This window comes from Pseudomonas sp. Q1 (assembly GCF_009935975.1).
GTDB lineage: Bacteria > Pseudomonadota > Gammaproteobacteria > Pseudomonadales > Pseudomonadaceae > Aquipseudomonas > Aquipseudomonas palleroniana.
The window spans coordinates 91,945-118,189 of sequence record NZ_QODI01000014.1 but is presented as its reverse complement, the minus strand read 5'-3'; the positions used below and the strand labels follow the sequence as shown (position 1 = coordinate 118,189).

Annotated in this window: 22 protein-coding genes; 9 read left to right on the top strand and 13 right to left on the bottom strand. The window is 59.9% G+C overall.

Features of this window, described 5'->3' with window-relative positions:
- Positions 1-633 precede the first annotated feature (633 nt).
- The 9 genes from aceA to DK870_RS21770 form a co-directional block, all read right to left on the bottom strand.
- A complete protein-coding gene (aceA, locus tag DK870_RS21810) occupies positions 634-1,959 on the bottom strand; it encodes an isocitrate lyase (RefSeq protein WP_060755664.1) in 1,326 nt (441 codons plus the stop codon).
- Positions 1,960-2,454: 495 nt separating this feature from the next.
- Positions 2,455-3,192, bottom strand: a complete 738-nt coding sequence (locus DK870_RS21805; protein WP_090370261.1) for a secretin N-terminal domain-containing protein — start codon at positions 3,190-3,192, stop codon at positions 2,455-2,457.
- Positions 3,193-3,421: 229 nt separating this feature from the next.
- Positions 3,422-3,844, bottom strand: coding sequence for a GNAT family N-acetyltransferase (locus DK870_RS21800; protein ID WP_060755662.1), 423 nt, complete (start codon positions 3,842-3,844; stop codon positions 3,422-3,424).
- Positions 3,837-5,003 (bottom strand): cupin domain-containing protein, encoded by a 1,167-nt coding sequence (locus DK870_RS21795; protein WP_161549660.1) that lies wholly within the window; start codon positions 5,001-5,003, stop codon positions 3,837-3,839. Before DK870_RS21795 ends, DK870_RS21800 begins: the two co-directional genes overlap by 8 nt.
- Positions 5,004-5,087: 84 nt before the next feature.
- Entirely contained in the window at positions 5,088-6,458 is a 1,371-nt protein-coding gene (purB, locus tag DK870_RS21790) for an adenylosuccinate lyase (protein ID WP_161549659.1), read from the bottom strand.
- 123 nt (positions 6,459-6,581) lie between these two features.
- On the bottom strand, positions 6,582-7,205 hold the full coding sequence (hflD, locus tag DK870_RS21785; protein ID WP_046068637.1) for a high frequency lysogenization protein HflD: 624 nt from the start codon (positions 7,203-7,205) through the stop codon (positions 6,582-6,584).
- Positions 7,202-8,326 carry a tRNA 2-thiouridine(34) synthase MnmA gene (mnmA, locus tag DK870_RS21780; protein ID WP_161549658.1) on the bottom strand — a complete coding sequence of 375 codons (1,125 nt, stop codon included), beginning with the start codon at positions 8,324-8,326 and terminating at the stop codon, positions 7,202-7,204. The genes hflD and mnmA overlap by 4 nt, the downstream gene beginning before the upstream one ends.
- Before the next feature lie 59 nt (positions 8,327-8,385).
- The gene (locus DK870_RS21775; RefSeq protein ID WP_060755659.1) at positions 8,386-8,832 is read right to left on the bottom strand and encodes an NUDIX hydrolase; all 447 of its coding nucleotides are present in this window, start codon (positions 8,830-8,832) and stop codon (positions 8,386-8,388) included.
- Between the two features lie 189 nt (positions 8,833-9,021).
- Entirely contained in the window at positions 9,022-11,247 is a 2,226-nt protein-coding gene (locus DK870_RS21770) for an NADP-dependent isocitrate dehydrogenase (RefSeq protein WP_161549657.1), read from the bottom strand.
- Between the two features lie 495 nt (positions 11,248-11,742).
- Between DK870_RS21770 and icd the strand changes: the two genes are divergently transcribed.
- Entirely contained in the window at positions 11,743-12,999 is a 1,257-nt protein-coding gene (gene icd, locus DK870_RS21765) for an NADP-dependent isocitrate dehydrogenase (RefSeq protein WP_161549656.1), read from the top strand.
- Positions 13,000-13,075: 76 nt separating this feature from the next.
- Here the strand turns inward: icd and cspD are convergent, their stop codons facing one another.
- Positions 13,076-13,345: a cold shock domain-containing protein CspD gene (gene cspD, locus DK870_RS21760; RefSeq protein ID WP_145977759.1), complete on the bottom strand. Its 270-nt coding sequence runs from the start codon at positions 13,343-13,345 to the stop codon at positions 13,076-13,078.
- Positions 13,346-13,569: 224 nt separating this feature from the next.
- Here cspD and clpS point away from each other — a divergent pair, with 224 nt between their 5' ends.
- Together clpS and clpA are read left to right on the top strand one after the other, a co-directional pair.
- Positions 13,570-13,938 (top strand): ATP-dependent Clp protease adapter ClpS, encoded by a 369-nt coding sequence (gene clpS, locus DK870_RS21755; RefSeq protein WP_060755656.1) that lies wholly within the window; start codon positions 13,570-13,572, stop codon positions 13,936-13,938.
- 29 nt (positions 13,939-13,967) lie between these two features.
- Positions 13,968-16,238, top strand: coding sequence for an ATP-dependent Clp protease ATP-binding subunit ClpA (gene clpA / locus DK870_RS21750; protein ID WP_060755655.1), 2,271 nt, complete (start codon positions 13,968-13,970; stop codon positions 16,236-16,238).
- Positions 16,239-16,431: 193 nt separating this feature from the next.
- Here clpA and infA read toward each other — a convergent pair whose 3' ends face one another.
- From infA to aat, 3 genes are all read right to left on the bottom strand, one after another.
- Positions 16,432-16,650 carry a translation initiation factor IF-1 gene (gene infA, locus DK870_RS21745; protein WP_002553999.1) on the bottom strand — a complete coding sequence of 73 codons (219 nt, stop codon included), beginning with the start codon at positions 16,648-16,650 and terminating at the stop codon, positions 16,432-16,434.
- Positions 16,651-16,750: 100 nt separating this feature from the next.
- Entirely contained in the window at positions 16,751-17,458 is a 708-nt protein-coding gene (locus tag DK870_RS21740; RefSeq protein ID WP_060755654.1) for an arginyltransferase, read from the bottom strand.
- 56 nt (positions 17,459-17,514) lie between these two features.
- Positions 17,515-18,195: a leucyl/phenylalanyl-tRNA--protein transferase gene (gene aat, locus DK870_RS21735; RefSeq protein ID WP_161549655.1), complete on the bottom strand. Its 681-nt coding sequence runs from the start codon at positions 18,193-18,195 to the stop codon at positions 17,515-17,517.
- Between the two features lie 495 nt (positions 18,196-18,690).
- Here aat and DK870_RS21730 point away from each other — a divergent pair, with 495 nt between their 5' ends.
- From DK870_RS21730 to cysG, 6 genes are read left to right on the top strand one after another with little or no spacing between them, the layout of a single operon-like run.
- The gene (locus DK870_RS21730) at positions 18,691-21,099 is read left to right on the top strand and encodes a DNA translocase FtsK (RefSeq protein ID WP_161549654.1); all 2,409 of its coding nucleotides are present in this window, start codon (positions 18,691-18,693) and stop codon (positions 21,097-21,099) included.
- 53 nt (positions 21,100-21,152) lie between these two features.
- Complete coding sequence (gene lolA / locus DK870_RS21725) at positions 21,153-21,776, top strand: outer membrane lipoprotein chaperone LolA (RefSeq protein ID WP_161549653.1); 624 nt, start codon at positions 21,153-21,155, stop codon at positions 21,774-21,776.
- A gap of 27 nt (positions 21,777-21,803) precedes the next feature.
- Entirely contained in the window at positions 21,804-23,126 is a 1,323-nt protein-coding gene (locus DK870_RS21720) for a replication-associated recombination protein A (RefSeq protein ID WP_161549652.1), read from the top strand.
- Positions 23,126-23,500 (top strand): fluoride efflux transporter CrcB, encoded by a 375-nt coding sequence (gene crcB / locus DK870_RS21715; protein ID WP_060755649.1) that lies wholly within the window; start codon positions 23,126-23,128, stop codon positions 23,498-23,500. Before DK870_RS21720 ends, crcB begins: the two co-directional genes overlap by 1 nt.
- A gap of 16 nt (positions 23,501-23,516) precedes the next feature.
- On the top strand, positions 23,517-24,797 hold the full coding sequence (serS, locus tag DK870_RS21710; protein ID WP_060755648.1) for a serine--tRNA ligase: 1,281 nt from the start codon (positions 23,517-23,519) through the stop codon (positions 24,795-24,797).
- On the top strand, positions 24,798-26,186 hold the full coding sequence (gene cysG / locus DK870_RS21705; RefSeq protein WP_161549651.1) for a siroheme synthase CysG: 1,389 nt from the start codon (positions 24,798-24,800) through the stop codon (positions 26,184-26,186).
- Positions 26,187-26,245: the final 59 nt, after the last annotated feature.

The window sequence follows — 26,245 nt, the reverse complement described above, 5'->3', positions numbered from 1 at the left end:
GCAAAGGTCTCTGAGCTCGAAAAAGTAACGATGCAGTGACGATATGTCGCACTGCAATCAATCGCGGTGATTTTATGGCTAAACACCGGGCAAGTAAAATTCCGATAGCGAAATTATTCGATGGAATAAGCACATAGTGCACCTTTGTGGGGCTGTAGCCCTTGCGGGGCGGGGATTAGCCGGCTTTTCACCAATTATGTTTTGTTTTAGCTGTAAAGAAGTTCTTGCGCTCTAAATGATAATGAATATTGTTTGGGTGGGTTTTAAGCGGATGTTTGTGGTGGGGGCGCAGAAGTTGCCGTTACTTGCTTGAGTGCCGCTTAGTTGCCTGAACGGATCCTTATAACCGACCAGGCTTGCGCAGATACCGCCCTGGATCAATGTTTTGCGCAAAATCCTCAGAGAGCCCGCATTCCCTGTGGGAGGGGGCTTGCTCCCGATTGCGGGGTGTCAGTCGACACTTCTGAGGCTGATCCAGCGCCATCGGGAGCAAGCCCCCTCCCACAATGTGATCTTCATGGTGTCGGGAGGGGGTGGCAGGCAAAAAAACGCCCCGAACCAGTCGGGGCGTGATTGTTTTGCGGCATTGCGGTTAGGTCTTCCATGCGGCCGCAATGGCCGTTTGCTCGGTGCTTAGTGGAACTGCTCTTCTTCGGTCGAACCGGTCAGTGCGGTCACGGACGAGGTGCCGCCCTGGATCACGGTAGTCATGTCGTCGAAGTAGCCGGTGCCCACTTCCTGCTGGTGCGCCACGAAGGTGTAGCCTTTGGCGGCGTCAGCGAACTCCTGCTCCTGCAGCTTCACGTAGGCGGTCATGTCGTTGCGGGCGTAGTCGTGCGCCAGGTTGAACATGCTGTGCCACATGTTGTGAATGCCGGCCAGGGTGATGAACTGGTGCTTGTAGCCCATGGCTGACAGTTCGCGCTGGAACTTGGCGATGGTCGCGTCGTCCAGGTTCTTCTTCCAGTTGAAAGAAGGCGAGCAGTTGTAGGACAGCAGTTGGTCCGGGTATTCCTTCTTGATCGCTTCGGCGAAACGACGGGCTTCTTCCAGGTCAGGCTTGGCGGTTTCGCACCAGATCAGGTCTGCATACGGCGCATAGGCCAGGCCGCGGGCAATGGCCTGGTCGAGGCCGGCGCGTACTTTGTAGAAGCCTTCCTGGGTGCGCTCGCCAGTGACGAACGGCTTGTCGTACGGGTCGCAGTCCGAGGTCAGCAAATCGGCGGCGTTGGCATCGGTGCGCGCCAGGATGATGGTTGGCGTGCCGGCGACGTCAGCGGCCAGGCGCGCAGCGGTCAGCTTCTGCACAGCTTCCTGGGTCGGTACCAACACCTTGCCACCCATGTGGCCGCATTTTTTCACCGAAGCCAGCTGGTCTTCGAAGTGCACGCCGGCAGCGCCGGCCTCGATCATGCTCTTCATCAGTTCGTAGGCGTTCAGTACGCCGCCGAAACCGGCTTCAGCGTCGGCCACGATCGGTGCGAAGTAGTCGATGTAGCCTTCGTCGCCCGGGTTCTTGCCGGCTTTCCACTGGATCTGGTCGGCACGACGGAACGAGTTGTTGATGCGCTTGACCACGGTCGGCACCGAGTCCACCGGGTACAGCGATTGGTCGGGGTACATGGATTCAGCGGAGTTGTTGTCCGCTGCCACTTGCCAGCCGGACAGGTAGATCGCCTGGATACCGGCTTTTACCTGTTGGACTGCCTGGCCGCCAGTGAGGGCGCCCATGCAGTTGACGAAATCTTTGTCGGGACGGAAGGAAGGCTTGGCACCTTGGGTGACCAGCTTCCACAGCTTCTCGGCGCCGAGTTTTGCAAAGGTGTGCTCAGGCTGAACCGAGCCACGCAGGCGGACGACGTCAGCAGCGGAATAAGCGCGGGTTACGCCTTTCCAGCGTGGGTTTTCAGCCCAGTCTTTTTCAAGGGCTGCAATTTGCTGTTCGCGTGTCAGTGCCATGGGGAAAAACCTCGTCGCATAGGTCTAGGTGGAAAATTCCATTTGCCAGCCACGTAGTAAGTGCGTGGTTTTGGCTGCTCGCTGACCAGAAGCTCAGGTGGTCAAGCCGGGCTTGGCGGGGAAGGCGACGGAATGAACGATTGGCTCAAGGGTGGAATTGAGCAGGTAGGGGCAAACTGCGAACGGTCTTCGGGCGTCGTGGGCCTTGGTACGATCCATCAGTGTGTAGCCGGGTTACCTGGTTGGCTTCCGTCCCTCGGGACAACTTCGTTCCAGTCGCAACCTCGTCAAACACACCTTGTGGGCGGTACAGACACGAATCGGCTCGGGTGGGTAGCTTGGAGCGGCGATCCGAAGGCCCTTGCCAGGGCCCCTGATTAGCGGGAGCGAGGCCATCATGCCCAGGCTTTTTTCGATCGTCAAATGTTTTGTAGTGCTTTTTTTCAAGCACTACATCTTTGGTCTAATACGACTCATCAGTCAGTTTCCGGTGCTTCAGTTCAGGGTGTCGACCTTGACCCGTAAAGTCAGGTCATCGCGGCCTTGGGTAGAGTAGCTGCGGGTTGTGGAGGATTTGTCGGCCTGGGTCTCGCGATTGATACCGGCCAGGGGGATCCACTCGCCCAGGCGCCCGCTGACGGTTGTATCGGTGCTCTGGACGTTCACTACATCGGGACGTTCCTGGCTCATGCGGTCACGGTTGGTACTGATGCTCAGGTGTACGGTCTCGCCGGTGACGCTGGCGGTGACGTAAAAGCCCTGGGTGACGTTGCGATACTGGGTCTGGTTTTGCAGGCGGCCGTAGCTGTCTTGCTGGGTGGTGGTCAGCGGAACGCTCTGACCGACCTGGATCAATGCGGGCACGCCTTCGCTCGCCTGGATCTGCTGGACACCGCCGTCGCGGCTGGCAGTGCCGTAGCTGATGATGCGAGTCTGGCTGTCGCCGGTGTTTTGCTGATTGTTTTCGTTGGTATCGACGGTGATCAGCAGGCGTTTGGCGGGCGTGTCCAATTGCGCGAGCAGTGCGCGCAGGTCCTGGATCTTGCCGGGGTCGGCCTTGACGATAAGCTGGTTACCGTAGGCGCTGACGCTGCCGTCCTTGCCGATGAAATTCTGCGCCACGGGCAGGAGGTCGGCGCTGGTGCGATTGCTCAGGTTGACGACTTCGGTGTCGGCCACGGCCGGGGCGCTGGCGGCCAGGAGGAGTGCGATGAGCAGGGTGCGTAGGGACATGTCCGTTATCTCTGCGAGTCAATTAGGCGTGATAGTGCCAGTTTGTCGGCCCGGCAGGCCGCAAATTGAATCGTAGACGGCAAATGCCCTGGCAGGGCAGGGTATTGCTGGTGTTGCTGAAATAGCTATCGGGGGCAAGCCCCCTCCCACATTTTGACCGCGTTCCAAAGAATGACTCGGTCAAGTGTGGGAGGGGGCTTGCTCCCGATGGCAGCGACTCGATCCTGAATCAGCCCTCACGCACCATATCAACATGCGGAATCCCGACTTCCAGGAATTCTTCGCTGACGATCTTGAAGCCCAGCCGCTCATAGAACGGCGCGGCATAGACCTGTGCGCTGAGGAACTGCTTGCGCTGGCCGCGTTGCTCGGCCGCACCGATCACGGCTTCCATCAGCTTGTCGCCGACTTTAAGCCCGCGCCAGTCCTTGAGCACCGATACGCGCCCGATTTCGCCGCTGGGCAGCAGGCGGGCGGTACCGATCGGAAAGTCGCCCTCGAATGCCAGGAAATGCACCGCGCCGGCGTCGTCCGCGTCCCATTCAAGCTCAGGTGGAACCGATTGTTCGGCGATAAATACCGCTTCACGAATGCGCCGAATCTCAGCGATATCCTTTTGCCAGTCCGCGACACTTACGTGAATCTTATTCATCGGCAAATCCCAGGCTTCCTTGCTTGACCAGTTCGCACAGCAGGTCGCGACCGTCTTCGTCGGCGAGCCATTCGCCGAGGTTTTCGCTGTGCAGTGCGTCAGCCGAGCACACCAGCTTCAGCAGTTCGCGCAGTTTACCCGGCAGGTAGCGGCTCTGGCCGCTGGCAAACAGCAGCACATCGTCGTCGACTTCGGACCAGGCCAGGCGCGCACTCGGGTTGCGTACCAAAATCGCACCGTCTTGAAGGGCGTTGATAAAGTCATCTTCACCCAAGTCCTCACCGGCTACCAGTTCCGGGTAGCGTGGCTCGGTCATGAACTGGCCGAACCAGGTCAGCAGCATGCGCTCGTCGCTCATGTGCTCGGCCAGCAGGCTCTTGAGGCGATCCAGTGCGTCGCCCTGGATCTGGTGCGGGTCGCTGACCGGTTGGGCGTCGGCGTCGGTGTAGCGCTCTTCGTCAGTCAGGTATTGGCTGAGGAAGTCGGTGAAGTGGGTCAGCACTTCGGCGGCGCTCGGGGCCCGGAAGCCGACGGAATAGGTCATGCAGTCATCTTCGGCAATGCCGAAATGCGCCAGGCGGGGTGGCAGGTAGAGCATGTCGCCCGGCTCCAGTACCCATTCGGCGCTCTCTTCGAATTCGGCGAGGATGCGCAGGTCGGCGTGTTGTAGCAGCGCGCTTTCGGAGCTGCACATCTGGCCGATCTTCCAGTTGCGCTTGCCTTGGGCTTGCAGCAGGAACACGTCGTAGTTGTCGAAATGCGGGCCTACGCTGCCTCCCGGTGCAGCAAAGCTGATCATCACATCGTCGATGCGCCAGCTTGGCAGGAAACGGAATTGCTCCAGCAGCTCGGCCACTTCCGGCACGAACTGGTCCACGGCCTGCACCAGCAGGGTCCATTCGCGTTCAGGCAAGGTGCTGAACGCATCTTCGGCGAACGGGCCGCGACGCAGTTCCCACGGGCGTTCACCGTGTTCGATCACCAGGCGCGACTCGACATCTTCTTCCAGGGCCAGGCCGGCCAGTTCGTCGGCGTCGATCGGGCTTTCGAAATCAGGGATGGCCTGGCGGATCAGCAGCGGCTTTTTCTGCCAGTAGTCGCGCAGGAATTCCCGTGCTGTGATGCCGCCCAGAAGTTGAAGAGGGATATCAGGATTCATGTGTAACCTATTGAAAAAAAGCACTTTTCAGACTGGAATAAAAACGCCCGGCGCGGCCGGGCGTCTCAAAGGGTCTTGCTATGATCAGATGCGCTTGGCTTGCTCTACAGCGTTGCCGATGTAGTTGGCCGGAGTGAGCAGTTTCAGCTCGGCCTTGGCGGCGGCAGGCATGTCCAGGCCGTCGATGAAAGTTTGCAGCGCTTCGGGGCTGATGCCCTTGCCGCGCGTCAATTCCTTGAGCTTTTCGTAAGGGTTTTCGATGTTGTAGCGGCGCATCACGGTCTGGATCGGCTCGGCCAGGACTTCCCAGCAAGCGTCCAGGTCGGCCGCAATTTTCTGCTCGTTGAGTTCCAGCTTGCTGATGCCCTTGAGGCTGGCTTCGTACGCGATCACGCTGTGTGCGAAACCCACGCCGAGGTTGCGCAGCACGGTGGAGTCGGTCAGGTCGCGCTGCCAGCGGGAGATTGGCAACTTGCTGGCCAGGTGCTGGAACAGGGCGTTGGCGATGCCGAGGTTGCCTTCGGAGTTTTCGAAGTCGATCGGGTTGACCTTGTGCGGCATGGTCGACGAACCGATTTCACCGGCAATGGTGCGCTGCTTGAAGTAGCCCAGGGAGATGTAGCCCCAGATATCGCGATCGAAGTCGATCAGGATGGTGTTGAAGCGCGCAATGGCGTCGAACAGCTCGGCGATGTAGTCATGCGGCTCGATCTGCGTGGTGTACGGGTTGAAACCCAGGCCCAGCTCGTCTTCGATGAAGGCGCGGGCATTGGCTTCCCAGTCGATCTCAGGGTAGGCCGACAGGTGGGCGTTGTAGTTGCCTACGGCGCCGTTGATCTTGCCCAGCAACGGTACGGCCGCCACTTGAGCGATCTGGCGCTCCAGGCGGTACACCACGTTGGCCAGTTCTTTGCCCAGGGTGGTCGGCGAAGCCGGTTGGCCGTGGGTACGCGACAGCATAGGCACGTCGGCAAAGCGGATGGCCAGTTCGCGGATGGCGTTGGCGGTCTGGCGCATCAGCGGCAGCATTGCGTCATCACGGCCTTCGCGCAGCATCAGGGCGTGGGACAGGTTGTTGATGTCCTCGCTGGTGCAGGCAAAGTGGATGAATTCGCTGACCTGGGCCAGTTCCGGCAGCTTGGCCGCTTGCTCTTTGAGCAAGTACTCGATGGCTTTTACGTCGTGGTTGGTGGTGCGCTCGATCTCTTTGACACGCTCGGCGTGCTCCAGGGAGAAGTTTTCCGCCAGGGTGTTCAATACAGCGTTGGCTTCGGCGGAAAACGCCGGCACTTCGCTGATGGCGGGGTGAGCGGCCAGGCGCTGGAGCCAGCGCACTTCAACCAGAACACGAGCACGGATCAAACCGTATTCGCTGAAAATCGGGCGCAGGGCCTGGGTTTTGCCGGCGTAGCGGCCGTCAACAGGGGAAACCGCAGTGAGCGAAGAGAGCTGCATGGGGTGTTCTCGGACAGTCGGGCAACGAAATGGGGCGCGTATCATACATGAAAAAATCCGCCGGTCCGTCGCCAACTGACCGGCGTATTACGCGTAATGCTTCAAAACTGGGGTTGCTGCGACTTATTCGTTGCGCATCAACGGGTAAAGCTCTTTGAGCAATTTGCGCCGGCTGATCACCAATTGCCAACGATGACCGCCCAATTGGCGCCACAGCCGCGCCGAACGAATACCGGCCAGGAGCAGGGCGCGGATCTTCGAGGCGTTGTTCGGTTGCTGCAGGTTGCGCATGTCGCCGTGCACCTGGATGCGCTGGCGCAATGTGCTCAAGGTGTCCTGGTACAGCGCGCCACAGGCCGCGATCACGTTTTCGTGGGCCGGGCCGAAGTGTTCCACCTGGGACTGGATCTGCGGCAAGCGTTTGCCGATGGTTTCCAGCATGTCGTCGCGCTTGGCCAACTGGCGCTCCAGGCCCAGCATCGACAGGGCGTAGCGCAGCGGTTCGCGTTGCAGGGTACTGGGGTCGCGTTCCAGGGCGCCGATCAGTGCGCGATAACCTTCACGCAGCGCCAGGTCATCGCCGCCGTAGACCTCCAGGGTATCCTTGGGGTCGCGGATCAGCAGGCTGCCAAGCATGCAGGTCAGCCCTGCCTCGGTGACCTGGCCGGTCTTGGCGATCTTGTCCACCAGTACCGCGGCGAGAAAAACCCCGCCCAGTGCCGTCAATTGCTCCTGGGTCGGGCTCATGCCGGGCTGCTCCAGGCTTCGGCGACTTCAATCACACCACCGCCCAGGCAGATTTCACCGTCATAGAAGACGACGGACTGGCCGGGAGTGACTGCGCGCTGCGGGTCATCGAAGATGGCGCGATAGCCGTTGGCGGTTTTTTCCAGGGTGCAGGGCTGGTCGCTCTGGCGATAGCGCACCTTGGCCGTCAGGCGGCGCGGGGTGCTCAGGTCGATCGGGTTGACCCAGTAGATCTCGGAGGCCAGCAAGGCGCCGGAGAACAGCAGCGGGTGCTCATTGCCCTGGCCAACGATCAGTTCGTTGTGTTCCAGGTCCTTGACCAGCACGTACCACGGCTCTTCCCCGGCATCTTTCAGCCCGCCGATGCCCAGGCCCTGGCGCTGGCCGATGGTGTGGTACATCAGGCCGTGGTGGCGGCCGATCACTTCACCGTCGGTGGTCTTGATCTCGCCCGGTTGCGCGGGCAGGTATTGCTTGAGGAAGTCGCTGAAGCGGCGCTCGCCAATAAAGCAGATGCCGGTGGAGTCCTTCTTCTTGGCAGTGGCCAGGCCGTGTTTCTCGGCGATCTTGCGCACTTCTGGTTTTTCCAGCTCGCCCACCGGGAACAGGGTCTTGGCGATCTGTTCGCCGCCGACGGCGTGCAGGAAGTAGCTCTGGTCCTTGTTCGGGTCCAGGCCCTTGAGCAGTTCGGTGCGGCCATCGATGTCGCGGCGGCGCACGTAGTGGCCAGTGGCGATTAGGTCGGCGCCGAGCATCATGGCGTAGTCGAGGAACGCCTTGAACTTGATTTCACGGTTGCACAGGATGTCCGGGTTCGGCGTGCGGCCGGCCTTGTATTCGGCCAGGAAGTGCTCGAACACGTTGTCCCAGTACTCGGCGGCGAAGTTGGCGGTGTGCAGCTTGATGCCGATCTTGTCGCACACGGCCTGGGCGTCCGCCAGGTCGTCCATGGCGGTGCAATATTCCGTGCCATCGTCTTCTTCCCAGTTCTTCATGAACAGGCCTTCCACCTCATAACCCTGCTCCATGAGCAGAACGGCGGAAACGGAAGAGTCCACGCCGCCGGACATGCCGACGATGACGCGCTTCTTTGGTGTGTCAGAAGGGGCTGAATCACGCATAGGGTTTCAACGGGTGTCTTGAAAAAGGACGCGATTCTAACAGGCTAGCGCGCGCAAGGCTAAAGGGAAGGGCGGATCAATTCGAGACTGTGGCGCTGTCCGGCCAGATAATCATCGATGCAGCGGATGATCAACTCGCTGCGCCAGTCGTCGCGCAAGGCCATCAGCTCGTCGCGGGTCAGCCAGCGGGCGCGGATGATGCCATCGTCGAGTGAATAGTCCGGGTGATGTTTGAGTGCCTTGGCGATGAAGCAGACTCGTTGATAGGTCACGCCATTGCTGGGGGCGGTATACAGGTAGATCCCGACAATACCGGTGGCTTCGACGTCCCAGCCGGTTTCTTCGAGGGTTTCGCGGACGGCGGCCTCGGTCAGGCTCTCATGCGGGTCGAGGTGGCCGGCGGGCTGGTTGAGTACGGCGCGGCCGCCTTTGAGCTCTTCGACCATGAGGAAGCGGCCGTTGTCTTCGACGATGGTGGCGACGGTGATGTGGGGTTGCCAGGTCATGGGAGGCCTCTCGATTCAGAGTGGGTGGGGGCTTGCTCCCGATGGCGGTAGGTCAGTCAATGAGTCTGTTGACTGATACTCCGCCATCGGGAGCAAGCCCCCTCCCACACAGAGATTGTGTTTCTTCAGTTAAACGCTGGAAACAGAAACCCCGGCACGGGGCCGGGGCTTCTTTGCATCCTTACAACCTTACTTCAACTTGGCAATCGCCGCGTTGAGGGTGTTGCTTGGGCGCATGGCTTTGCTGGTCAGTTCCGGGTTCGGCGCGTAGTAGCCGCCGATATCCACTGGCTTGCCCTGTACTGCGTTGAGCTCGGCAACGATGGTTGCTTCGTTCTCGGTCAGGGTTTTTGCCAGTTCGCCGAACTGCGCTTGCAGTGCAGCATCTTCGGTCTGGGCGGCCAGGGCTTGTGCCCAGTACAGCGCCAGGTAGAAGTGGCTGCCACGGTTGTCGATGTTGCCGACTTTGCGTGATGGCGACTTGTTGTTGTCGAGGAACTGGCCGGTGGCCTGGTCCAGGGTCTTGGACAATACCAGGGCTTTCGGGTTGTTGTAGGTCACACCCAAATGCTCAAGCGAGGCGGCCAGGGCCAGGAATTCGCCCAGGGAGTCCCAACGCAGGAAGTTTTCTTCCAGCAGTTGCTGTACGTGTTTTGGTGCCGAGCCTCCGGCGCCGGTTTCGAACAGGCCGCCGCCATTCATCAGCGGCACGATCGACAGCATCTTGGCGCTGGTGCCCAGTTCCATGATCGGGAACAGGTCGGTCAGGTAGTCGCGCAGTACGTTGCCGGTCACCGAGATGGTGTCCAGGCCCTTGCGGGTACGCTCCAGGGTGAACTTCATCGCGTCGACCGGCGACATGATGCGGATGTCCAGGCCCTCGGTGTTGTGGTCTTTCAGGTAAGCCTGAACTTTCTCGACCACGACGCCGTCGTGTGCACGCTTGGGGTCCAGCCAGAAGATTGCCGGGGTATTGCTGGCACGGGCGCGGTTAACGGCGAGCTTGACCCAATCCTGGATCGGCGCGTCTTTGGTCTGGCACATGCGGAAGATATCGCCGGCCTCGACTTTCTGTTCCATCAGCAGGTTGCCCTTGCTGTCGGTGACGCGAACCACGCCGTCAGCCTTGATCTGGAAGGTCTTGTCGTGGGAACCGTACTCTTCGGCCTTATTCGCCATCAGGCCAACGTTTGGCACGCTGCCCATGGTGGTCGGGTCGAAGGCGCCATTGGCCTTGCAGTCTTCGATGACGGCCTGGTAGATGGTGGCGTAGCAGCGATCCGGGATCACTGCCTTGGTGTCGTGCAGTTGACCGTCGGTGCCCCACATCTTGCCGGAGTCGCGGATCATGGCCGGCATCGAGGCGTCGACGATCACGTCGCTTGGTACGTGCAGGTTGGTGATGCCTTTGTCGGAGTTGACCATCGCCAGGGAAGGGCGAGCGGCGTAGACCGCCTGAATGTCCGCTTCGATCTGGGCTTGCTGGTCGGCCGGCAGGGTCTTGATGCGGGCGTACAGGTCGCCGATGCCGTTGTTCAGGTTGAAGCCGATCTGCTCGAGCACGGTGGCGTGCTTGGCCAGGGCGTCTTTATAAAATTCGGCAACGATCTGGCCGAACATGATCGGGTCGGAGACCTTCATCATGGTGGCTTTGAGGTGAACCGACAGCAGCACGCCTTGTTTCTTGGCGTCTTCGATCTCGGCGGCGATGAACGAGCGCAGGGCGCTTTTGCTCATCACGGCGGTGTCGATGATCTCGCCGGCTTGCACATTGGTCTTTTCTTTCAGGACGGTAGTGGTGCCGTCTTGAGCAACCAGCGCGATTTTGACGGCGTCAGCGGCCTCGATCTGTACGGCTTTTTCGCTGCCGTAGAAGTCGCCGTTGCTCATGTGCGCAACGTGGGACTTGGAGTCGGCAGCCCAGGCGCCCATTTTGTGCGGGTGCTTGCGTGCGTAGTTCTTGACCGACAGGGGTGCGCGGCGATCGGAGTTGCCTTCGCGCAGGACCGGGTTCACGGCGCTGCCCTTGACCTTGTCGTAACGTGCGCGGGTTTCTTTTTCCGCGTCGGTGGTTACGGTTTCCGGGTAGTCCGGCAGGGCATAGCCCTGGGCCTGCAGTTCCTTGATCGCGGCTTGCAGCTGCGGGGTCGAGGCGCTGATGTTAGGCAGCTTGATGATGTTGGCTTCAGGCGTAACGGCCAGGGCGCCCAGCTCGGCGAGGTGGTCCGGGACGGCCTTGGTGCCCAGTTGCTCGGGGAAGCTTGCCAGGATGCGCGCGGCCAGGGAGATGTCGCGGGTTTCCACGGCAATATCAGCGGAAGCGGTGAAGGCCTCTACGATAGGCAGCAGTGAATAGGTGGCGAGGGCAGGGGCTTCGTCGGTGAAGGTGTAGATGATCTTCGAGCGGGTGGGCATATTCGGATTAACTCTCTTCTTTGCTGAAAGCGTGCGCAGAAACTCGAGATGCGCCGGGTGGAGCGCGTTCGTTCAAAGCCATCCATGAGCGAAATGTCGAGGTTTCTTCGCGGTGATGTTGGGTTGCATCAGTCGAGCGTCAAGCGGGTGGACTATTGTAATAGTCCTGCTTTGCGAGCCGAGGGCACCTGTTCCAGAGCGGTCGGCTGTCGTGACTCTTGGGTCAGCGGCGGCATTATACATAGGTCGCTATGCTTACGCCGAGCCTTCATACAAAAGGTGTGTCGTCCATTGGTCTAAAGGTCGCAGGTACCGCGTTGCGACCTAAGTTGCATGATGTGCTCAAGATTGGCGATTTTGCCTTTTGTTTCAAGCTTGTAGGCGACTAAATATGCTGTTTTCGATGCAAATGAGCGTGGCGTGAGGTTTCAGTCGTCATTTATCTGGAGTAGGCTCGAACGCAGCCAGATGTTCAATCCAAAGATGGAGTTCAGCATGGGATACAAGAAGATTCAGGTTCCGGCAGCCGGCGACAAAATCACCGTCAATGCAGACCATTCTCTCAATGTTCCTGATAACCCGATCATCCCCTACATCGAAGGCGACGGCATTGGTGTCGATATCAGCCCGGTGATGATCAAGGTTGTCGATGCAGCTGTTCAAAAGGCGTACGGCGGCAAGCGCAAAATCTCCTGGATGGAGGTTTATGCCGGCGAAAAAGCAACTCAAGTCTACGACCAGGACACCTGGCTGCCCCAGGAAACCCTGGATGCAGTCAAGGATTACGTGGTGTCCATCAAAGGCCCGCTCACCACGCCGGTCGGTGGCGGCATCCGTTCGTTGAACGTGGCCCTGCGTCAGCAACTTGACCTCTATGTATGCCTGCGTCCGGTGCGCTGGTTTGAGGGTGTACCGAGCCCGGTCAAGAAGCCGGGAGATGTGGACATGACCATCTTCCGCGAAAACTCCGAAGACATTTACGCGGGGATCGAGTGGAAAGCCGGTTCCCCGGAAGCGATCAAGGTGATCAAGTTCCTGAAGGAAGAAATGGGCGTCACCAAGATCCGTTTCGATCAGGATTGTGGCATTGGCGTCAAGCCGGTCTCCAGGGAAGGCACTCGGCGCCTGGCGCGCAAGGCCCTGCAATATGTGGTGGATAACGACCGCGATTCGCTGACCATCGTGCACAAAGGCAACATCATGAAATTCACTGAGGGGGCCTTCAAGGAGTGGGCCTACGAAGTGGCGGCTGAAGAATTCGGCGCAACCTTGCTGGATGGCGGTCCCTGGATGCAGTTCAAGAACCCCAAGACCGGCAAGAATGTGGTGGTCAAGGATGCCATTGCCGACGCCATGCTCCAGCAGATCCTGTTGCGCCCGGCTGAATATGACGTGATCGCCACGCTCAACCTGAACGGCGACTACCTCTCCGACGCCTTGGCGGCCGAAGTAGGCGGTATCGGCATTGCCCCGGGGGCCAACCTGTCCGACACCGTGGCGATGTTCGAGGCGACCCACGGTACGGCGCCCAAGTATGCGGGCAAGGACCAGGTCAACCCAGGCTCGCTGATCCTCTCGGCAGAGATGATGCTGCGTCACATGGGCTGGACCGAAGCCGCTGACCTGATCATCAAGGGCACCAACGGCGCCATTTCGGCGAAGACCGTGACCTACGACTTCGAGCGGCTGATGGATGGCGCAACACTCGTATCGTCATCGGGTTTTGGTGAGGCGCTGATTTCGCATATGTAAGAGGAGGCAAAAAAACGGCCACTCCAAATTGATTGGGGTGGCCGTTTTTTATCGCTGCTCACACGCTCGTGGTCGTTCAGACCGTTAATTTCTTTTCTTTTTGAGCGGTGGGGGTGGCGGTTTTTGTGCTGGCGTCAGCCGCAACTGCACAGATGTTCACGGCGTGCAGTCCTTTCGGTCCCTGAATGATGTCAAAGCTCACCGCTTGGCCCGCTTTCAGTGTTTTATAACCATCCATTTTAATTGCCGAGTAATGCGCAAAAAGGTCTTCTCCGTCCTTGTCGTCTTCATTGATGAAGCCGAAACCCTTGGCATTGTTGAACCACTTGACCTTACCGCTAGTCATGCCCATATCCCTCTGCACCAGACTCCATCACTGGAGTATCATCCAGTTTATCCGTCCTAACCCGAATAAATAAGGTTGACTGCGCGGACCTTTTTTACCCAATGTGGGTTCTATTGGTTGTATCACCGATTTTCCGATAGTCAAGGCGACCAATCGGTCAGAGTTGAAATTCTGGCAGGGCGCCCCCACCACTGTATTTGAACCACTGACGAACCTTTCTTTCCATGCATGCAAATAGCCAGATTCGACTAACATTCAATCAGGATCGCCCGGATCAGGAACATGACGAGGACGGCTCTGCAGGCATTGCTGTTCAGGAGGCCAAGCCTGCTCTACAGGCGCCGCCCATGTACAAGGTGGTTTTGTTTAATGATGACTACACACCGATGGATTTCGTCGTCGAAGTGCTCGAGGTGTTTTTTAACCTGAACCGCGAGTTGGCGACCAAGGTAATGCTGGCCGTTCACACAGAAGGACGGGCAGTATGTGGAGTGTTTACCCGCGACATCGCCGAGACAAAGGCCATGCAGGTCAACCAGTACGCCAGGGAAAGCCAGCATCCGCTACTCTGTGAAATCGAGAAGGACGGTTAACGCCGACCACTTGGGTATGAGGTGAAGCTATGTTAAACCGCGAGCTCGAAGTCACCCTCAATCTTGCCTTCAAGGAGGCTCGCTCGAAACGTCATGAGTTCATGACCGTCGAGCACCTGCTGCTGGCACTTTTGGATAATGAAGCTGCCGCCACCGTTCTGCGTGCGTGCGGCGCCAACCTCGACAAACTCAAGCATGACCTGCAGGAGTTTATCGACTCCACCACGCCATTGATCCCCGTGCATGACGAGGACCGTGAAACCCAGCCTACCCTGGGCTTTCAACGGGTATTGCAGCGTGCTGTTTTCCATGTACAGAGCTCCGGTAAGCGTGAAGTCACAGGCGCCAATGTGCTTGTGGCGATTTTCAGCGAACAGGAAAGCCAGGCAGTGTTCCTGCTCAAGCAGCAGAGCGTTGCCCGTATTGATGTCGTCAACTACATCGCCCACGGTATCTCCAAAGTGCCTGGGCACGGCGATCATTCCGAAGGTGAGCAGGATATGCAGGACGATGAGGGCGGTGAGTCTTCTTCTTCAAGCAACCCGCTGGATGCCTATGCCAGCAACCTCAATGAGCTGGCGCGCCAGGGGCGGATCGATCCGCTGGTGGGGCGTGAGCTGGAGGTTGAGCGTGTAGCGCAGATCCTTGCGCGTCGTCGCAAGAACAACCCGTTGCTGGTCGGCGAGGCCGGCGTGGGTAAAACCGCGATTGCCGAAGGCCTGGCCAAGCGCATCGTCGATAACCAGGTGCCTGACCTGCTGGCCAACAGCGTCGTCTACTCCCTGGACCTGGGGGCATTGCTCGCGGGGACCAAATACCGTGGCGACTTCGAGAAGCGTTTCAAGGCGCTGCTCGGCGAACTGAAAAAACGCCCGCAGGCAATCCTGTTCATTGACGAAATCCACACCATCATTGGTGCCGGTGCGGCATCCGGTGGGGTGATGGATGCGTCCAACCTGCTCAAGCCGTTGCTTTCGTCGGGTGATATCCGCTGCATCGGCTCGACGACGTTCCAGGAATTTCGCGGCATCTTCGAAAAAGACCGCGCGCTCGCACGCCGCTTCCAGAAAGTTGACGTGTCCGAGCCGTCGGTTGAAGACACCATCGGCATTCTGCGCGGCCTCAAGGGGCGCTTCGAGGCGCACCACGGCATCGAGTACACCGATGAGGCGCTGCGTTCGGCGGCTGAGCTGGCGTCGCGCTATATCAACGACCGGCACATGCCTGACAAGGCTATCGATGTGATCGACGAAGCGGGGGCCTTCCAGCGCCTGCAGCCGGTCGAGAAACGTGTGAAACGCATCGACGTGCCTCAGGTTGAGGATATCGTGGCGAAAATCGCACGGATCCCACCAAAACACGTCACCAGCTCCGATAAAGAGCTGCTGCGTAACCTGGAGCGCGACCTCAAGCTGACCGTGTTCGGTCAGGATGCGGCCATCGACTCGTTGTCCACGGCGATCAAGTTGTCCCGTGCGGGGCTCAAGTCACCGGACAAGCCGGTTGGTTCGTTCCTGTTCGCCGGCCCTACCGGCGTCGGCAAGACCGAAGCGGCGCGGCAGTTGGCCAAGGCCATGGGCATTGAGCTGGTGCGTTTCGACATGTCCGAATACATGGAGCGTCACACTGTGTCGCGCCTGATCGGCGCGCCTCCGGGCTATGTCGGTTTCGACCAGGGCGGCCTGTTGACTGAAGCGATCACCAAGCAGCCGCATTGCGTATTGCTGCTCGACGAAATCGAGAAGGCCCACCCGGAAGTCTTCAACCTGCTGTTGCAGGTCATGGATCACGGGACCCTGACCGACAACAACGGGCGCAAGGCGGACTTCCGCAATGTGATTGTGATCATGACCACCAACGCCGGTGCCGAAACGGCTGCGCGGGCTTCGATCGGTTTCAGCCATCAGGATCATTCTTCCGATGCCATGGAAGTGATCAAGAAGAGCTTTACACCGGAGTTCCGCAACCGTCTGGACACCATTATCCAGTTTGGTCGCCTCAGCCATGAGGTCATCAAGAGTGTGGTGGACAAGTTCCTCACCGAGCTTCAGGCGCAGTTGGAAGACAAGCGCGTGCAGCTGGATGTTACGGACGCGGCGCGCAATTGGCTGGCCGAAGGTGGCTACGACGCGGCAATGGGTGCTCGCCCAATGGCTCGTCTGATCCAGGACAAGATCAAGCGGCCGTTGGCTGAAGAAATCCTGTTCGGCGAATTGTCCGACCATGGTGGCGTGGTGCATATCGATCTGAAGGACGGCGAATTGACCTTCGAGTTCGAAACCACGGCTGAAATGGCCTGACAGTTTACTGCAGCAGCGCAAAAGCACCTTGTGCGAGGGGGCTTGCTCCCGATAGCGGTGGTTCAGCAACAGATTGGTTGCCTGGTCCATTGTTATCGGGAGCAAGCCCCCTCCCACATGGGTTTTGTGATCTCGGCAAAACTCTATGCAAACAAAAACGCCCGGCATAACCGGGCGTTTTGTATTGACTAGCTTAGCGAGCGCGGTAAGTGATGCGCCCTTTGCTCAAGTCATAGGGCGTCAGCTCGACGCGCACTTTGTCACCGGTAAGAATACGAATGTAGTTCTTGCGCATCTTGCCGGAGATATGCGCGGTTACGACGTGCCCATTTTCCAACTCCACGCGAAACATGGTGTTGGGCAGGGTGTCGACGACAGTGCCTTCCATTTCGAAGCTGTCTTCTTTCGACATGCAGTAAAGCCCTCGGTGTCCAGTGAATGGCCCGGTGCAACTGCGCCAGGCAAAAGCGGCGTGCATTGTGCCCGAAAAAGGGTGTTCCCGCCAAGGGGTTCTAGTTAAGCGTGACCCATCTTTGATTAATCAGCAGCTCAATCGGCCGATATTGGGTCTTATAATTCATCTTTTTGCAGTTTTTTATCCAGTACCCGAGGTACACCGCCTCCAGTTCCAGGCGCAAGGCTTCGCCGATTTGCCACAGGATCGCGAAGCGCCCCAGGCTGCGGCGATCTTCGTCTGGCTCATAGAAGGTGTAGACCGCCGACAGGCCATTGGGCAGCAGATCGGTTACGGCCACGGCCAGCAGGCGGCCATCCAGGCGGAATTCATAAAAGCGCGAGAAGGGCAGGTCGCGCACCAGGAACGTGGAAAATTGATCGCGGCTGGGCGGAAACATGTCGCCATCGGCGTGGCGTTGCTCGATGTAGCGCTGGTAAAGGTCGAAATATTCTTCGGTATACCGTGGCGTGGTGGCCTTTACCGACAGGTCGGCATTGCGCTTGAGGATGCGCTTCTGATTGCGGTCGGGTAAAAACTGCGCAACCGGGATGCGCGCCGGTACGCAAGCATTGCAGTTCTGGCAATGAGGTCGGTACAGGTGGTCGCCGCTGCGTCGAAAGCCCATTTCCGATAAATCGGCGTACACATGCACATCCATGGGCTGGCTGGGGTCGAGGAACAGCGTGGTGGCCTGCTCATCGGGCAGATAGCTGCAAGAGTGGGCTTGAGTGGCATAAAACTTCAAGCGTGCCAGCTCGGTCATGATCAACCCTCGGGATAAGCTTTGAAATAAGTGTAAGCCAGGTGCGAGGAAGTCGCCTAGGAAACCCACGGGCCAGTGCTGGGTTGATCCAGATGGTTGCGCAGGAAGGCTGCAAATTCGCTGCGCGGTATGGCACGGGCGCCCAGGCTGTGCAGGTGGTTGTTGGGCATCTGGCAGTCGATCAGCACAAAACCCCAGGCCTGCAATTGCCGGGTGAGTGTTGCAAAGCCGACTTTCGAAGCGTTATCGGCGCGGCTGAACATGGATTCGCCGAAGAACAGTTGGCCCATGGCCAGGCCGTACAGGCCACCGACCAGTTTGCCGTCGTCCCATACCTCTACCGAATGCGCGATCCCGCGCTGATGCAGCGCCAGGTAGGCACTTTGTATGCCTTCGGTGATCCAGGTGCCGTCGGCGTAGGCTCTAGGCGCTGCGCAGGCCTGGATGACGGCTGCGAAGTCCTGGTCGAACGTCACGCTGTAGCGCTGTTGGCGCAGCAGCTTTTCGAGGCTGCGGGAAACATGCAGCTCGTCAGGGAATATGACCGTGCGCGGATCCGGCGACCACCAGAGGATCGGCTGGCCTTCCGAGAACCAGGGGAAGCACCCGTGGCGATAAGCCTGGATCAGCCGTTCGGCCGACAGGTCGCCACCGGCGGCCAGCAGGCCATTGGGTTCGCGCATGGCCTTGGCCAGCGGCGGAAATGTGAGGGAGTCGCGTTGCAACCAGGTCAGCATGGCATCCAGGCTTACGGTAGGGGAGGGGAGTGGCAGGACGGGCGCCTGCCGCGCAAGGGGGATTATTATCGACGCAGCGCTGCGGGGCCAGCCCGAATCCGGCGTTGGCGTGGTTTGGCGTAAGCGGGTGTTTCTGCAACTCTGTGCGTGAGGTGTGGTCGTAATCGGGTCTGAGCCCTGCAGGCCAATTGCCAAGCTTGCCTGGATTGATAAAAACACCTCATAAGCCTTTGTCAGCAAAGACAATGCGTGCTCAAATTGAACATGCTGTGACACTTGGATTGGCGGTGCTGCTCGGCGACGGGCGAGGGCGTGGCATCAGGCGCACAAACCCGTACAATGCGGGCATTGTGGCGTTATCGCCGTTTCATCCAGCCACCGCTCGGTGTTAAAAGTAGATTCAACGACGTTCGTTCATTTTTCAGCTGCTCGGATTGGGCAGTATTTACAGTTATTCAACAGATGGACGCGCTAAAGCGCAGGAATAGACCCGTTTTGAAGAAATCCGCCGCAACACCTAAAGCAGCAGTCGTGCCGGCCTGGCGCCAGCACCTGCATTATCGACTCAAGGAAGGTGCGCTGATCGCCATTGGCGCGCTCTGCCTGTTCCTGATGATGGCCTTGCTCACGTACGGCAAGGACGATCCGGGCTGGAGTCACAACAGCAAGATCGAAGACGTGCAGAACTTCGGCGGCCCGGCCGGTTCCTACAGCGCCGATATCCTGTTCATGGTGCTGGGTTACTTCGCTTACATCTTCCCGTTGCTGCTGGCGATCAAGACCTGGCAGATCTTCCGTCAACGCCATGAACCTTGGCAGTGGAGCGGCTGGCTGTTCTCCTGGCGCCTGATCGGCCTGGTTTTCCTGGTGCTGTCCGGCGCGGCGCTGGCCCATATCCATTTTCATGCACCCACCGGCCTGCCGGCCGGCGCGGGCGGGGCGCTGGGTGAGAGCCTGGGCGACCTGGCGCGCAGGACCTTGAACATCCAGGGCAGCACCCTGATGTTCATCGCCTTGTTCCTGTTCGGCCTCACGGTGTTCACTGACCTGTCGTGGTTCAAGGTGATGGACGTGACCGGAAAGATCACCCTGGACCTGTTCGAACTGTTCCAGGGCGCCGCCAACCGCTGGTGGGCGGCTCGGGTCGAGCGCAAGCGCATGGTTGCGCAATTGCGCGAGGTCGATACCCGCGTCAACGAAATCGTGGCCCCGAGCACGCCGGACCGCCGCGAGCAGGCCAAGGTCAAGGAGCGCCTGATCGAACGCGAGCAGGCGCTGAGCAAGCACATGTCGGACCGCGAGAAACAGGTGCCGCCGGTGATCGCTCCTGCGCCCGTCAAGGCGCCCGAGCCCAGCCACCGTGTGCAAAAAGAGAAGCAGGCACCGTTGTTTATCGACAGCGCGATCGAAGGCACCTTGCCGCCGATCTCGATTCTCGATCCGGCCGAAAAGAAACAACTCAACTATTCGCCCGAATCCCTGGCGGCCGTCGGTCACCTGCTCGAAATCAAGCTCAAGGAGTTCGGCGTGGAAGTGGCGGTGGACTCCATCCACCCAGGCCCGGTGATTACCCGCTACGAAATCCAGCCGGCCGCCGGCGTGAAGGTCAGCCGCATCGCCAACCTGGCCAAGGACCTGGCCCGCTCCCTGGCCGTGACCAGCGTGCGTGTGGTGGAAGTGATCCCGGGCAAGACCACCGTGGGTATCGAGATTCCTAACGAAGACCGTCAGATCGTGCGCTTTTCCGAGGTGCTGTCGACGCCGGAATACGACAACTTCAAGTCGCCGGTCACCCTGGCCCTCGGCCATGACATCGGCGGCAAGCCGGTGATCACTGACCTTGCGAAAATGCCGCACCTGCTGGTGGCCGGTACCACCGGTTCCGGTAAGTCGGTGGGTGTGAACGCGATGATCCTGTCGATCCTGTTCAAATCCGGCCCGGACGACGCCAAGCTGATCATGATCGACCCGAAGATGTTGGAACTGTCGATCTACGAAGGCATCCCGCATCTGCTGTGCCCGGTGGTCACCGACATGAAGGACGCCGCCAACGCTCTGCGCTGGAGCGTCGCCGAGATGGAGCGCCGCTATAAGCTCATGGCGAAGATGGGCGTGCGTAACCTGTCGGGCTTCAATGCCAAGATCAAGGAAGCCCAGGAGCGCGGCGAGACCATTGATGACCCGCTCTACAAGCGTGAAAGCATTCACGACGAAGCGCCGAAACTGACCAAGCTGCCGACCATCGTGGTGGTGGTCGACGAATTCGCCGACATGATGATGATCGTCGGCAAGAAGGTCGAAGAGCTGATCGCCCGTATCGCCCAGAAGGCCCGTGCGGCCGGTATTCACTTGATCCTGGCGACCCAGCGTCCCTCGGTGGATGTGATCACCGGTCTGATCAAGGCCAACATCCCGACACGCATGGCGTTCCAGGTCTCGAGCAAGATCGACTCGCGTACCATCATCGACCAGGGCGGCGCCGAGCAACTGCTGGGTCATGGTGACATGCTCTACATGCCGCCCGGCACCAGCCTGCCGATCCGGGTTCACGGTGCGTTCGTCTCCGACGATGAAGTGCACCGCGTGGTGGAGGCCTGGAAACTGCGCGGCGCTCCCGAGTACAACGACGACATCCTCAACGGCGTCGAAGAAGCCGGCAGCGGCTTTGAGAACGGCGGCGGTGGGGGAGACGACGATGCTGAAACCGACGCTCTCTACGACGAAGCCGTGGCGTTCGTACTGGAAAGCCGCCGCGCCTCGATTTCTGCCGTGCAGCGCAAACTGAAAATCGGCTACAACCGCGCCGCCCGCATGATCGAAGCCATGGAAATGGCCGGTGTCGTGACCGCAATGAATACCAACGGCTCGCGTGAAGTCATCGCCCCCGGGCAGATGCGCGACTGATCCCGCGCCGTGTGGCCACACACGGCGCGCCCTGACACTCAATGAGGACTCCCATGCGTCTTATCCGCATGCTGTTGTTGCCGGCACTGGCCCTGACCGCTGTTTCGGCTCACGCTGACCCGGCCTCCGTCGCCAGCCTGAAGAACCTGTTGGACAAATCCCAGACCCTGACCGCGCGCTTCTCCCAATTGACCCTGGATGCCGGTGGTACCCAGTTGCAGGAAACCGCAGGCGAAATGGCCGTGCAGCGTCCTGGCCTGTTCTACTGGCATACGGAAGGCAAGTCTGAGCAGACCATCGTCTCCGACGGCCAGAAGGTCACCCTGTGGGACCCGGACCTGGAGCAGGCGACCATCAAGAAGCTCGACCCGCGCCTGAACCAGACGCCGGCGCTGCTGCTGTCGGGCGATGTATCGAAAATCAACGACAGCTTCGATATCACGTCCAAGCAAACCAGCAACGTGATCGAGTTCACCCTCAAGCCCAAATCCAAGGACACGCTGTTTGATACGCTGTTGTTGTCATTCGGCAATGGCGTGATCAACAACATGCGCCTGGTCGACAGTGTCGGCCAGCGCACCGATATCCTGTTCTCCGGCGTCAAGGCCAACCAGCCTGTCCCCGCTTCCAAGTTCAAGTTCGACATCCCCAAGGGTGCCGACGTGATCCAGGAATAAATCTCCCAGAGGTTTCAAACGCTGCCCATGGATCTGTTTCGAAGTGACCCGATTGCTCAGCCCCTGGCCGCGCGCTTGCGCTCGACCAACCTGGACGAGTACGTCGGGCAGGAACACCTGCTCGCTCGCGGCAAGCCATTGCGTGAAGCCCTGGAGCAGGGTGCGCTGCATTCGATGATTTTCTGGGGGCCGCCGGGGGTGGGCAAGACCACCCTGGCGCGGCTTCTGGCAAAAGTCTCGGATGCTCACTTCGAAACGGTCTCGGCGGTACTCGCCGGGGTCAAGGAGATCCGCCAGGCGGTGGAAGTCGCCAAGCAGCAGGCCGGGCAGTACGGCAAGCGCACCATCCTGTTCGTTGACGAAGTCCATCGTTTCAACAAGTCGCAGCAGGATGCATTTCTGCCCTATGTCGAAGACGGCACGCTGATCTTTATCGGTGCCACCACCGAAAACCCATCGTTTGAACTCAATAACGCCTTGCTCTCGAGGGCGCGGGTCTACGTGCTCAAAAGCCTGGATGAAGCAGCGATGCAAAAGCTGCTGCACCGAGCCTTGAGCGAAGACAAGGGCCTGGGCAAGCGCCAACTGACGGTTGGCGACGAAGCCTTCAAGATTTTGCTGACCGCCGCCGACGGTGATGGCCGGCGCTTTCTCAACCTGCTGGAAAACGCCTCCGACCTGGCCGAGGACGGCCACGAAATCGGCGTCGACCTGCTGCAAAGCCTGCTGGGTGAAACCCGCCGTCGTTTCGACAAGGGCGGCGAGGCGTTCTACGACCAGATCTCTGCGCTGCACAAGTCGGTGCGTGGCTCCAACCCCGATGGCGCGTTGTATTGGTTTGCACGCATGATCGACGGTGGTTGCGACCCGCTCTACCTGGCGCGGCGCGTGGTGCGCATGGCCAGTGAGGACATCGGCAACGCCGACCCACGTGCCTTGAGCCTGTGCCTCGCCGCATGGGAAGTGCAGGAACGCCTCGGCAGCCCGGAAGGCGAACTGGCCGTGGCCCAGGCCATTACTTACCTGGCGTGCGCCCCGAAAAGCAACGCGGTGTACATGGGGTTCAAGTCGGCCTTGCGCGCCGCCGCCGAGCATGGCTCGCTCGAAGTGCCGCTGCACCTGCGCAATGCGCCGACCAAGCTGATGAAGCAGCTGGGTTACGGCGACGAATACCGCTACGCCCACGACGAACCCGATGCCTATGCCGCCGGTGAAGACTACTTCCCCGACGCGCTGGACCCGCAGCCGTTCTACCAGCCGGTGCCCCGGGGCCTGGAGCTGAAGATCGGTGAAAAGCTCAATCACCTCGCTCAACTCGATCGACTCAGCCCCAGGCAGCGGAGAAAGTAGTGCTCAAGACGATTCTTGCCGTGTCCGTCGCCGGCATCGCTGGTACATTATTGCGTTTCGCCACGGGTACCTGGGTCAGCGCCAACTGGCCGAAGCATTTTTACATGGCGACGCTGGCGGTCAACCTGGTCGGTTGCCTGATCATCGGGCTGTTGTACGGCTGGTTCCTGTTGCGCCCGGAAGTGCCGATTGAAATTCGCGCCGGCTTGATTGTCGGCTTTGTAGGCGGTCTGACGACCTTTTCATCCTTTTCACTGGATACGGTGCGCCTGCTGGAAAGCGGGCAGGCCCTGGTAGCCTTCGGTTACCTGGGCATCAGCGTGTTCGGCGGGCTGCTCGCCACCTGGGCCGGCCTGTCCTTGACCAAACTTTGATAAACGAGAGACCGACATGCTCGATTCCAAACTGTTACGTAGCAACCTTCAGGACGTAGCGGACCGCCTGGCATCCCGTGGCTTTGCCTTGGATGTTGCGCGCATCGAAGCGCTGGAAGAACAGCGCAAGACCGTCCAGACCCGCACCGAAGCACTGCAGGCTGAGCGAAATGCGCGTTCCAAATCCATCGGTCAGGCCAAGCAGCGCGGCGAAGACATCGCGCCGTTGATGGCGGACGTCGAGCGGATGGGCACTGAGCTGTCCGAAGGCAAGGTCGAGCTGGACAAGATCCAGTCCGAGCTGGATTCGATCCTGCTGGGTATCCCTAACATCCCGCACGAATCGGTGCCGGTCGGTGAAGACGAAGACGGCAACGTCGAAGTGCGCCGTTGGGGCACGCCAAAAGCCTTTGATTTCGAGATCAAGGACCACGTTGCCCTGGGCGAACTGACCGGCGGCCTGAATTTCGAAACCGCCGCCAAGATGTCCGGTGCGCGTTTCTCCTTGCTGCGTGGCCCGGTGGCCCGCCTGCATCGCGCCCTGGCGCAGTTCATGATCAACCTGCACACCGCCGAGCACGGTTACGAGGAAGCCTACACGCCTTACCTGGTGCAGGCCCCGGCGTTGATGGGCACCAGCCAGTTGCCGAAGTTCGAAGAGGACCTGTTCAAGATCAGCCGAGAAGGCGAGGCCGACCTGTACCTGATCCCGACCGCCGAAGTGTCGCTGACCAACATCGTCTCCGGCGAGATCCTCGACGCCAAGCAACTGCCGTTGAAGTTCGTGGCTCACAGCCCATGCTTCCGTAGCGAAGCCGGTGCATCGGGCCGCGACACCCGCGGCATGATCCGCCAGCACCAGTTCGACAAGGTCGAGATGGTGCAGATCGTCGAGCCGTCGACCTCGATGGACGCCCTGGAAGGCCTGACCGCCAACGCCGAACGCGTCCTGCAACTGCTCGAACTGCCCTACCGCGTACTGGCGCTGTGCACCGGCGACATGGGCTTCAGTGCAGTGAAGACCTACGACCTCGAAGTGTGGGTGCCAAGCCAGGGCAAATATCGCGAGATTTCGTCGTGCTCCAACTGTGGCGATTTCCAGGCCCGTCGCATGCAGGCGCGTTTCCGTAACCCGGAAACCGGCAAGCCGGAGTTGGTACACACACTCAACGGTTCGGGGCTGGCGGTAGGCCGTACCCTGGTGGCCGTGCTGGAAAACTACCAGCAGGCTGACGGTTCGATCCGCGTGCCTGAGGTGCTCAAGCCGTACATGGCGGGCGTTGAGGTCATCGCCTAAATGGAATTTCTGCCGCTGTTTCATAACCTGCGCGGCAGTCGAGTGTTGGTCGTCGGTGGCGGGGAGATTGCCTTGCGCAAATCCCGGCTGCTGGCCGACGCCGGTGCGTTGCTGCGGGTGGTTGCTCCCCAGATCGAAGACCAGTTGCGTGAACTGGTGCTGGGCATTGGCGGGGAACTGATTTTGCGCGGTTATCAGGAGGCCGACCTCGACGGTTGCACCCTGATCATCGCGGCAACCGACGACGAGCCCCTGAACGCGCAGGTGTCCAGCGATGCCAAGCGCCGTTGCGTGCCGGTCAATGTGGTGGATGCGCCGGCGTTGTGCAGCGTGATCTTCCCGGCGATTGTCGACCGCTCGCCGCTGGTGATTGCCGTCTCCAGCGGTGGCGATGCGCCGGTGCTGGCGCGGTTGATCCGGGCCAAGCTGGAGACCTGGATTCCGTCCACCTACGGCCAGTTGGCCGGGTTGGCGGCGCGTTTTCGTGCGCAGGTCAAGGGTTTGTACCCGGATGTGCAGCAACGCCGGGCGTTCTGGGAAGAGGTTTTCCAGGGTCCGATTGCCGACCGCCAACTGGCCGGGCAGGGCGCTGAAGCCGAGCGTCTGCTGATCGAGAAGGTCAACGGTGCACCGCCCTATGCACCGGGCGAGGTGTATTTGGTGGGTGCAGGCCCAGGTGACCCCGACCTGCTGACCTTTCGTGCCCTGCGCTTGATGCAGCAAGCCGATGTGGTGCTGTATGACCGCTTGGTGGCACCGGCGATTCTCGAACTGTGCCGTCGCGATGCCGAGCGCGTGTATGTCGGCAAGCGTCGCGCCGAGCATGCCGTGCCGCAGGACCAGATCAACCAGCAACTGGTGGACCTGGCCAAGCAAGGCAAGCGCGTGCTGCGTCTCAAAGGGGGCGACCCGTTCATCTTTGGTCGTGGCGGCGAAGAGATCGAGGAACTGGCGGCCCATGGCATTCCATTCCAGGTGGTGCCGGGAATCACGGCCGCCAGTGGTTGCGCGGCGTATGCCGGGATTCCCCTGACGCACCGCGATTATGCGCAGTCGGTGCGTTTTATCACTGGGCACCTCAAAGACGGGACTTCGGACCTGCCTTGGCTGGACCTGGTAGGGCCGTCGCAGACCCTGGTGTTCTACATGGGGTTGATTGGCTTGCCGATCATCTGCGAGCAGTTGATCAAGCACGGGCGCTCGGCCGACACCCCGGCGGCGCTGATCCAGCAGGGCACCACGTCCAACCAGCGCGTGTTTACCGGCACCCTGGCCGATTTACCACGCATGGTGGCGGAGCATGAAGTGCATGCGCCGACGTTGGTCATCGTCGGTGAAGTGGTCGTGTTACGCGAAAAACTCAAGTGGTTCGAAGGCGCTCAGGAATAGCTTTAAGCCTCAAGAGCATCGGGAGCAAGCCCCCTCCCACATTGGAATGCATTCCAGAG

Bases quoted from the DNA above. Each gene is read 5' to 3' on its own strand.
- aceA (WP_060755664.1), bottom strand. From the start codon at position 1,959: ATGGCACTGACACGCGAACAGCAAATTGCAGCCCTTGAAAAAGACTGG.
- DK870_RS21805 (WP_090370261.1), bottom strand. From the start codon at position 3,192: ATGTCCCTACGCACCCTGCTCATCGCACTCCTCCTGGCCGCCAGCGCC.
- DK870_RS21800 (WP_060755662.1), bottom strand. From the start codon at position 3,844: ATGAATAAGATTCACGTAAGTGTCGCGGACTGGCAAAAGGATATCGCT.
- DK870_RS21795 (WP_161549660.1), bottom strand. From the start codon at position 5,003: ATGAATCCTGATATCCCTCTTCAACTTCTGGGCGGCATCACAGCACGG.
- purB (WP_161549659.1), bottom strand. From the start codon at position 6,458: ATGCAGCTCTCTTCGCTCACTGCGGTTTCCCCTGTTGACGGCCGCTAC.
- hflD (WP_046068637.1), bottom strand. From the start codon at position 7,205: ATGAGCCCGACCCAGGAGCAATTGACGGCACTGGGCGGGGTTTTTCTC.
- mnmA (WP_161549658.1), bottom strand. From the start codon at position 8,326: ATGCGTGATTCAGCCCCTTCTGACACACCAAAGAAGCGCGTCATCGTC.
- DK870_RS21775 (WP_060755659.1), bottom strand. From the start codon at position 8,832: ATGACCTGGCAACCCCACATCACCGTCGCCACCATCGTCGAAGACAAC.
- DK870_RS21770 (WP_161549657.1), bottom strand. From the start codon at position 11,247: ATGCCCACCCGCTCGAAGATCATCTACACCTTCACCGACGAAGCCCCT.
- icd (WP_161549656.1), top strand. From the start codon at position 11,743: ATGGGATACAAGAAGATTCAGGTTCCGGCAGCCGGCGACAAAATCACC.
- cspD (WP_145977759.1), bottom strand. From the start codon at position 13,345: ATGACTAGCGGTAAGGTCAAGTGGTTCAACAATGCCAAGGGTTTCGGC.
- clpS (WP_060755656.1), top strand. From the start codon at position 13,570: ATGCATGCAAATAGCCAGATTCGACTAACATTCAATCAGGATCGCCCG.
- clpA (WP_060755655.1), top strand. From the start codon at position 13,968: ATGTTAAACCGCGAGCTCGAAGTCACCCTCAATCTTGCCTTCAAGGAG.
- infA (WP_002553999.1), bottom strand. From the start codon at position 16,650: ATGTCGAAAGAAGACAGCTTCGAAATGGAAGGCACTGTCGTCGACACC.
- DK870_RS21740 (WP_060755654.1), bottom strand. From the start codon at position 17,458: ATGACCGAGCTGGCACGCTTGAAGTTTTATGCCACTCAAGCCCACTCT.
- aat (WP_161549655.1), bottom strand. From the start codon at position 18,195: ATGCTGACCTGGTTGCAACGCGACTCCCTCACATTTCCGCCGCTGGCC.
- lolA (WP_161549653.1), top strand. From the start codon at position 21,153: ATGCGTCTTATCCGCATGCTGTTGTTGCCGGCACTGGCCCTGACCGCT.
- DK870_RS21720 (WP_161549652.1), top strand. From the start codon at position 21,804: ATGGATCTGTTTCGAAGTGACCCGATTGCTCAGCCCCTGGCCGCGCGC.
- serS (WP_060755648.1), top strand. From the start codon at position 23,517: ATGCTCGATTCCAAACTGTTACGTAGCAACCTTCAGGACGTAGCGGAC.
- cysG (WP_161549651.1), top strand. From the start codon at position 24,798: ATGGAATTTCTGCCGCTGTTTCATAACCTGCGCGGCAGTCGAGTGTTG.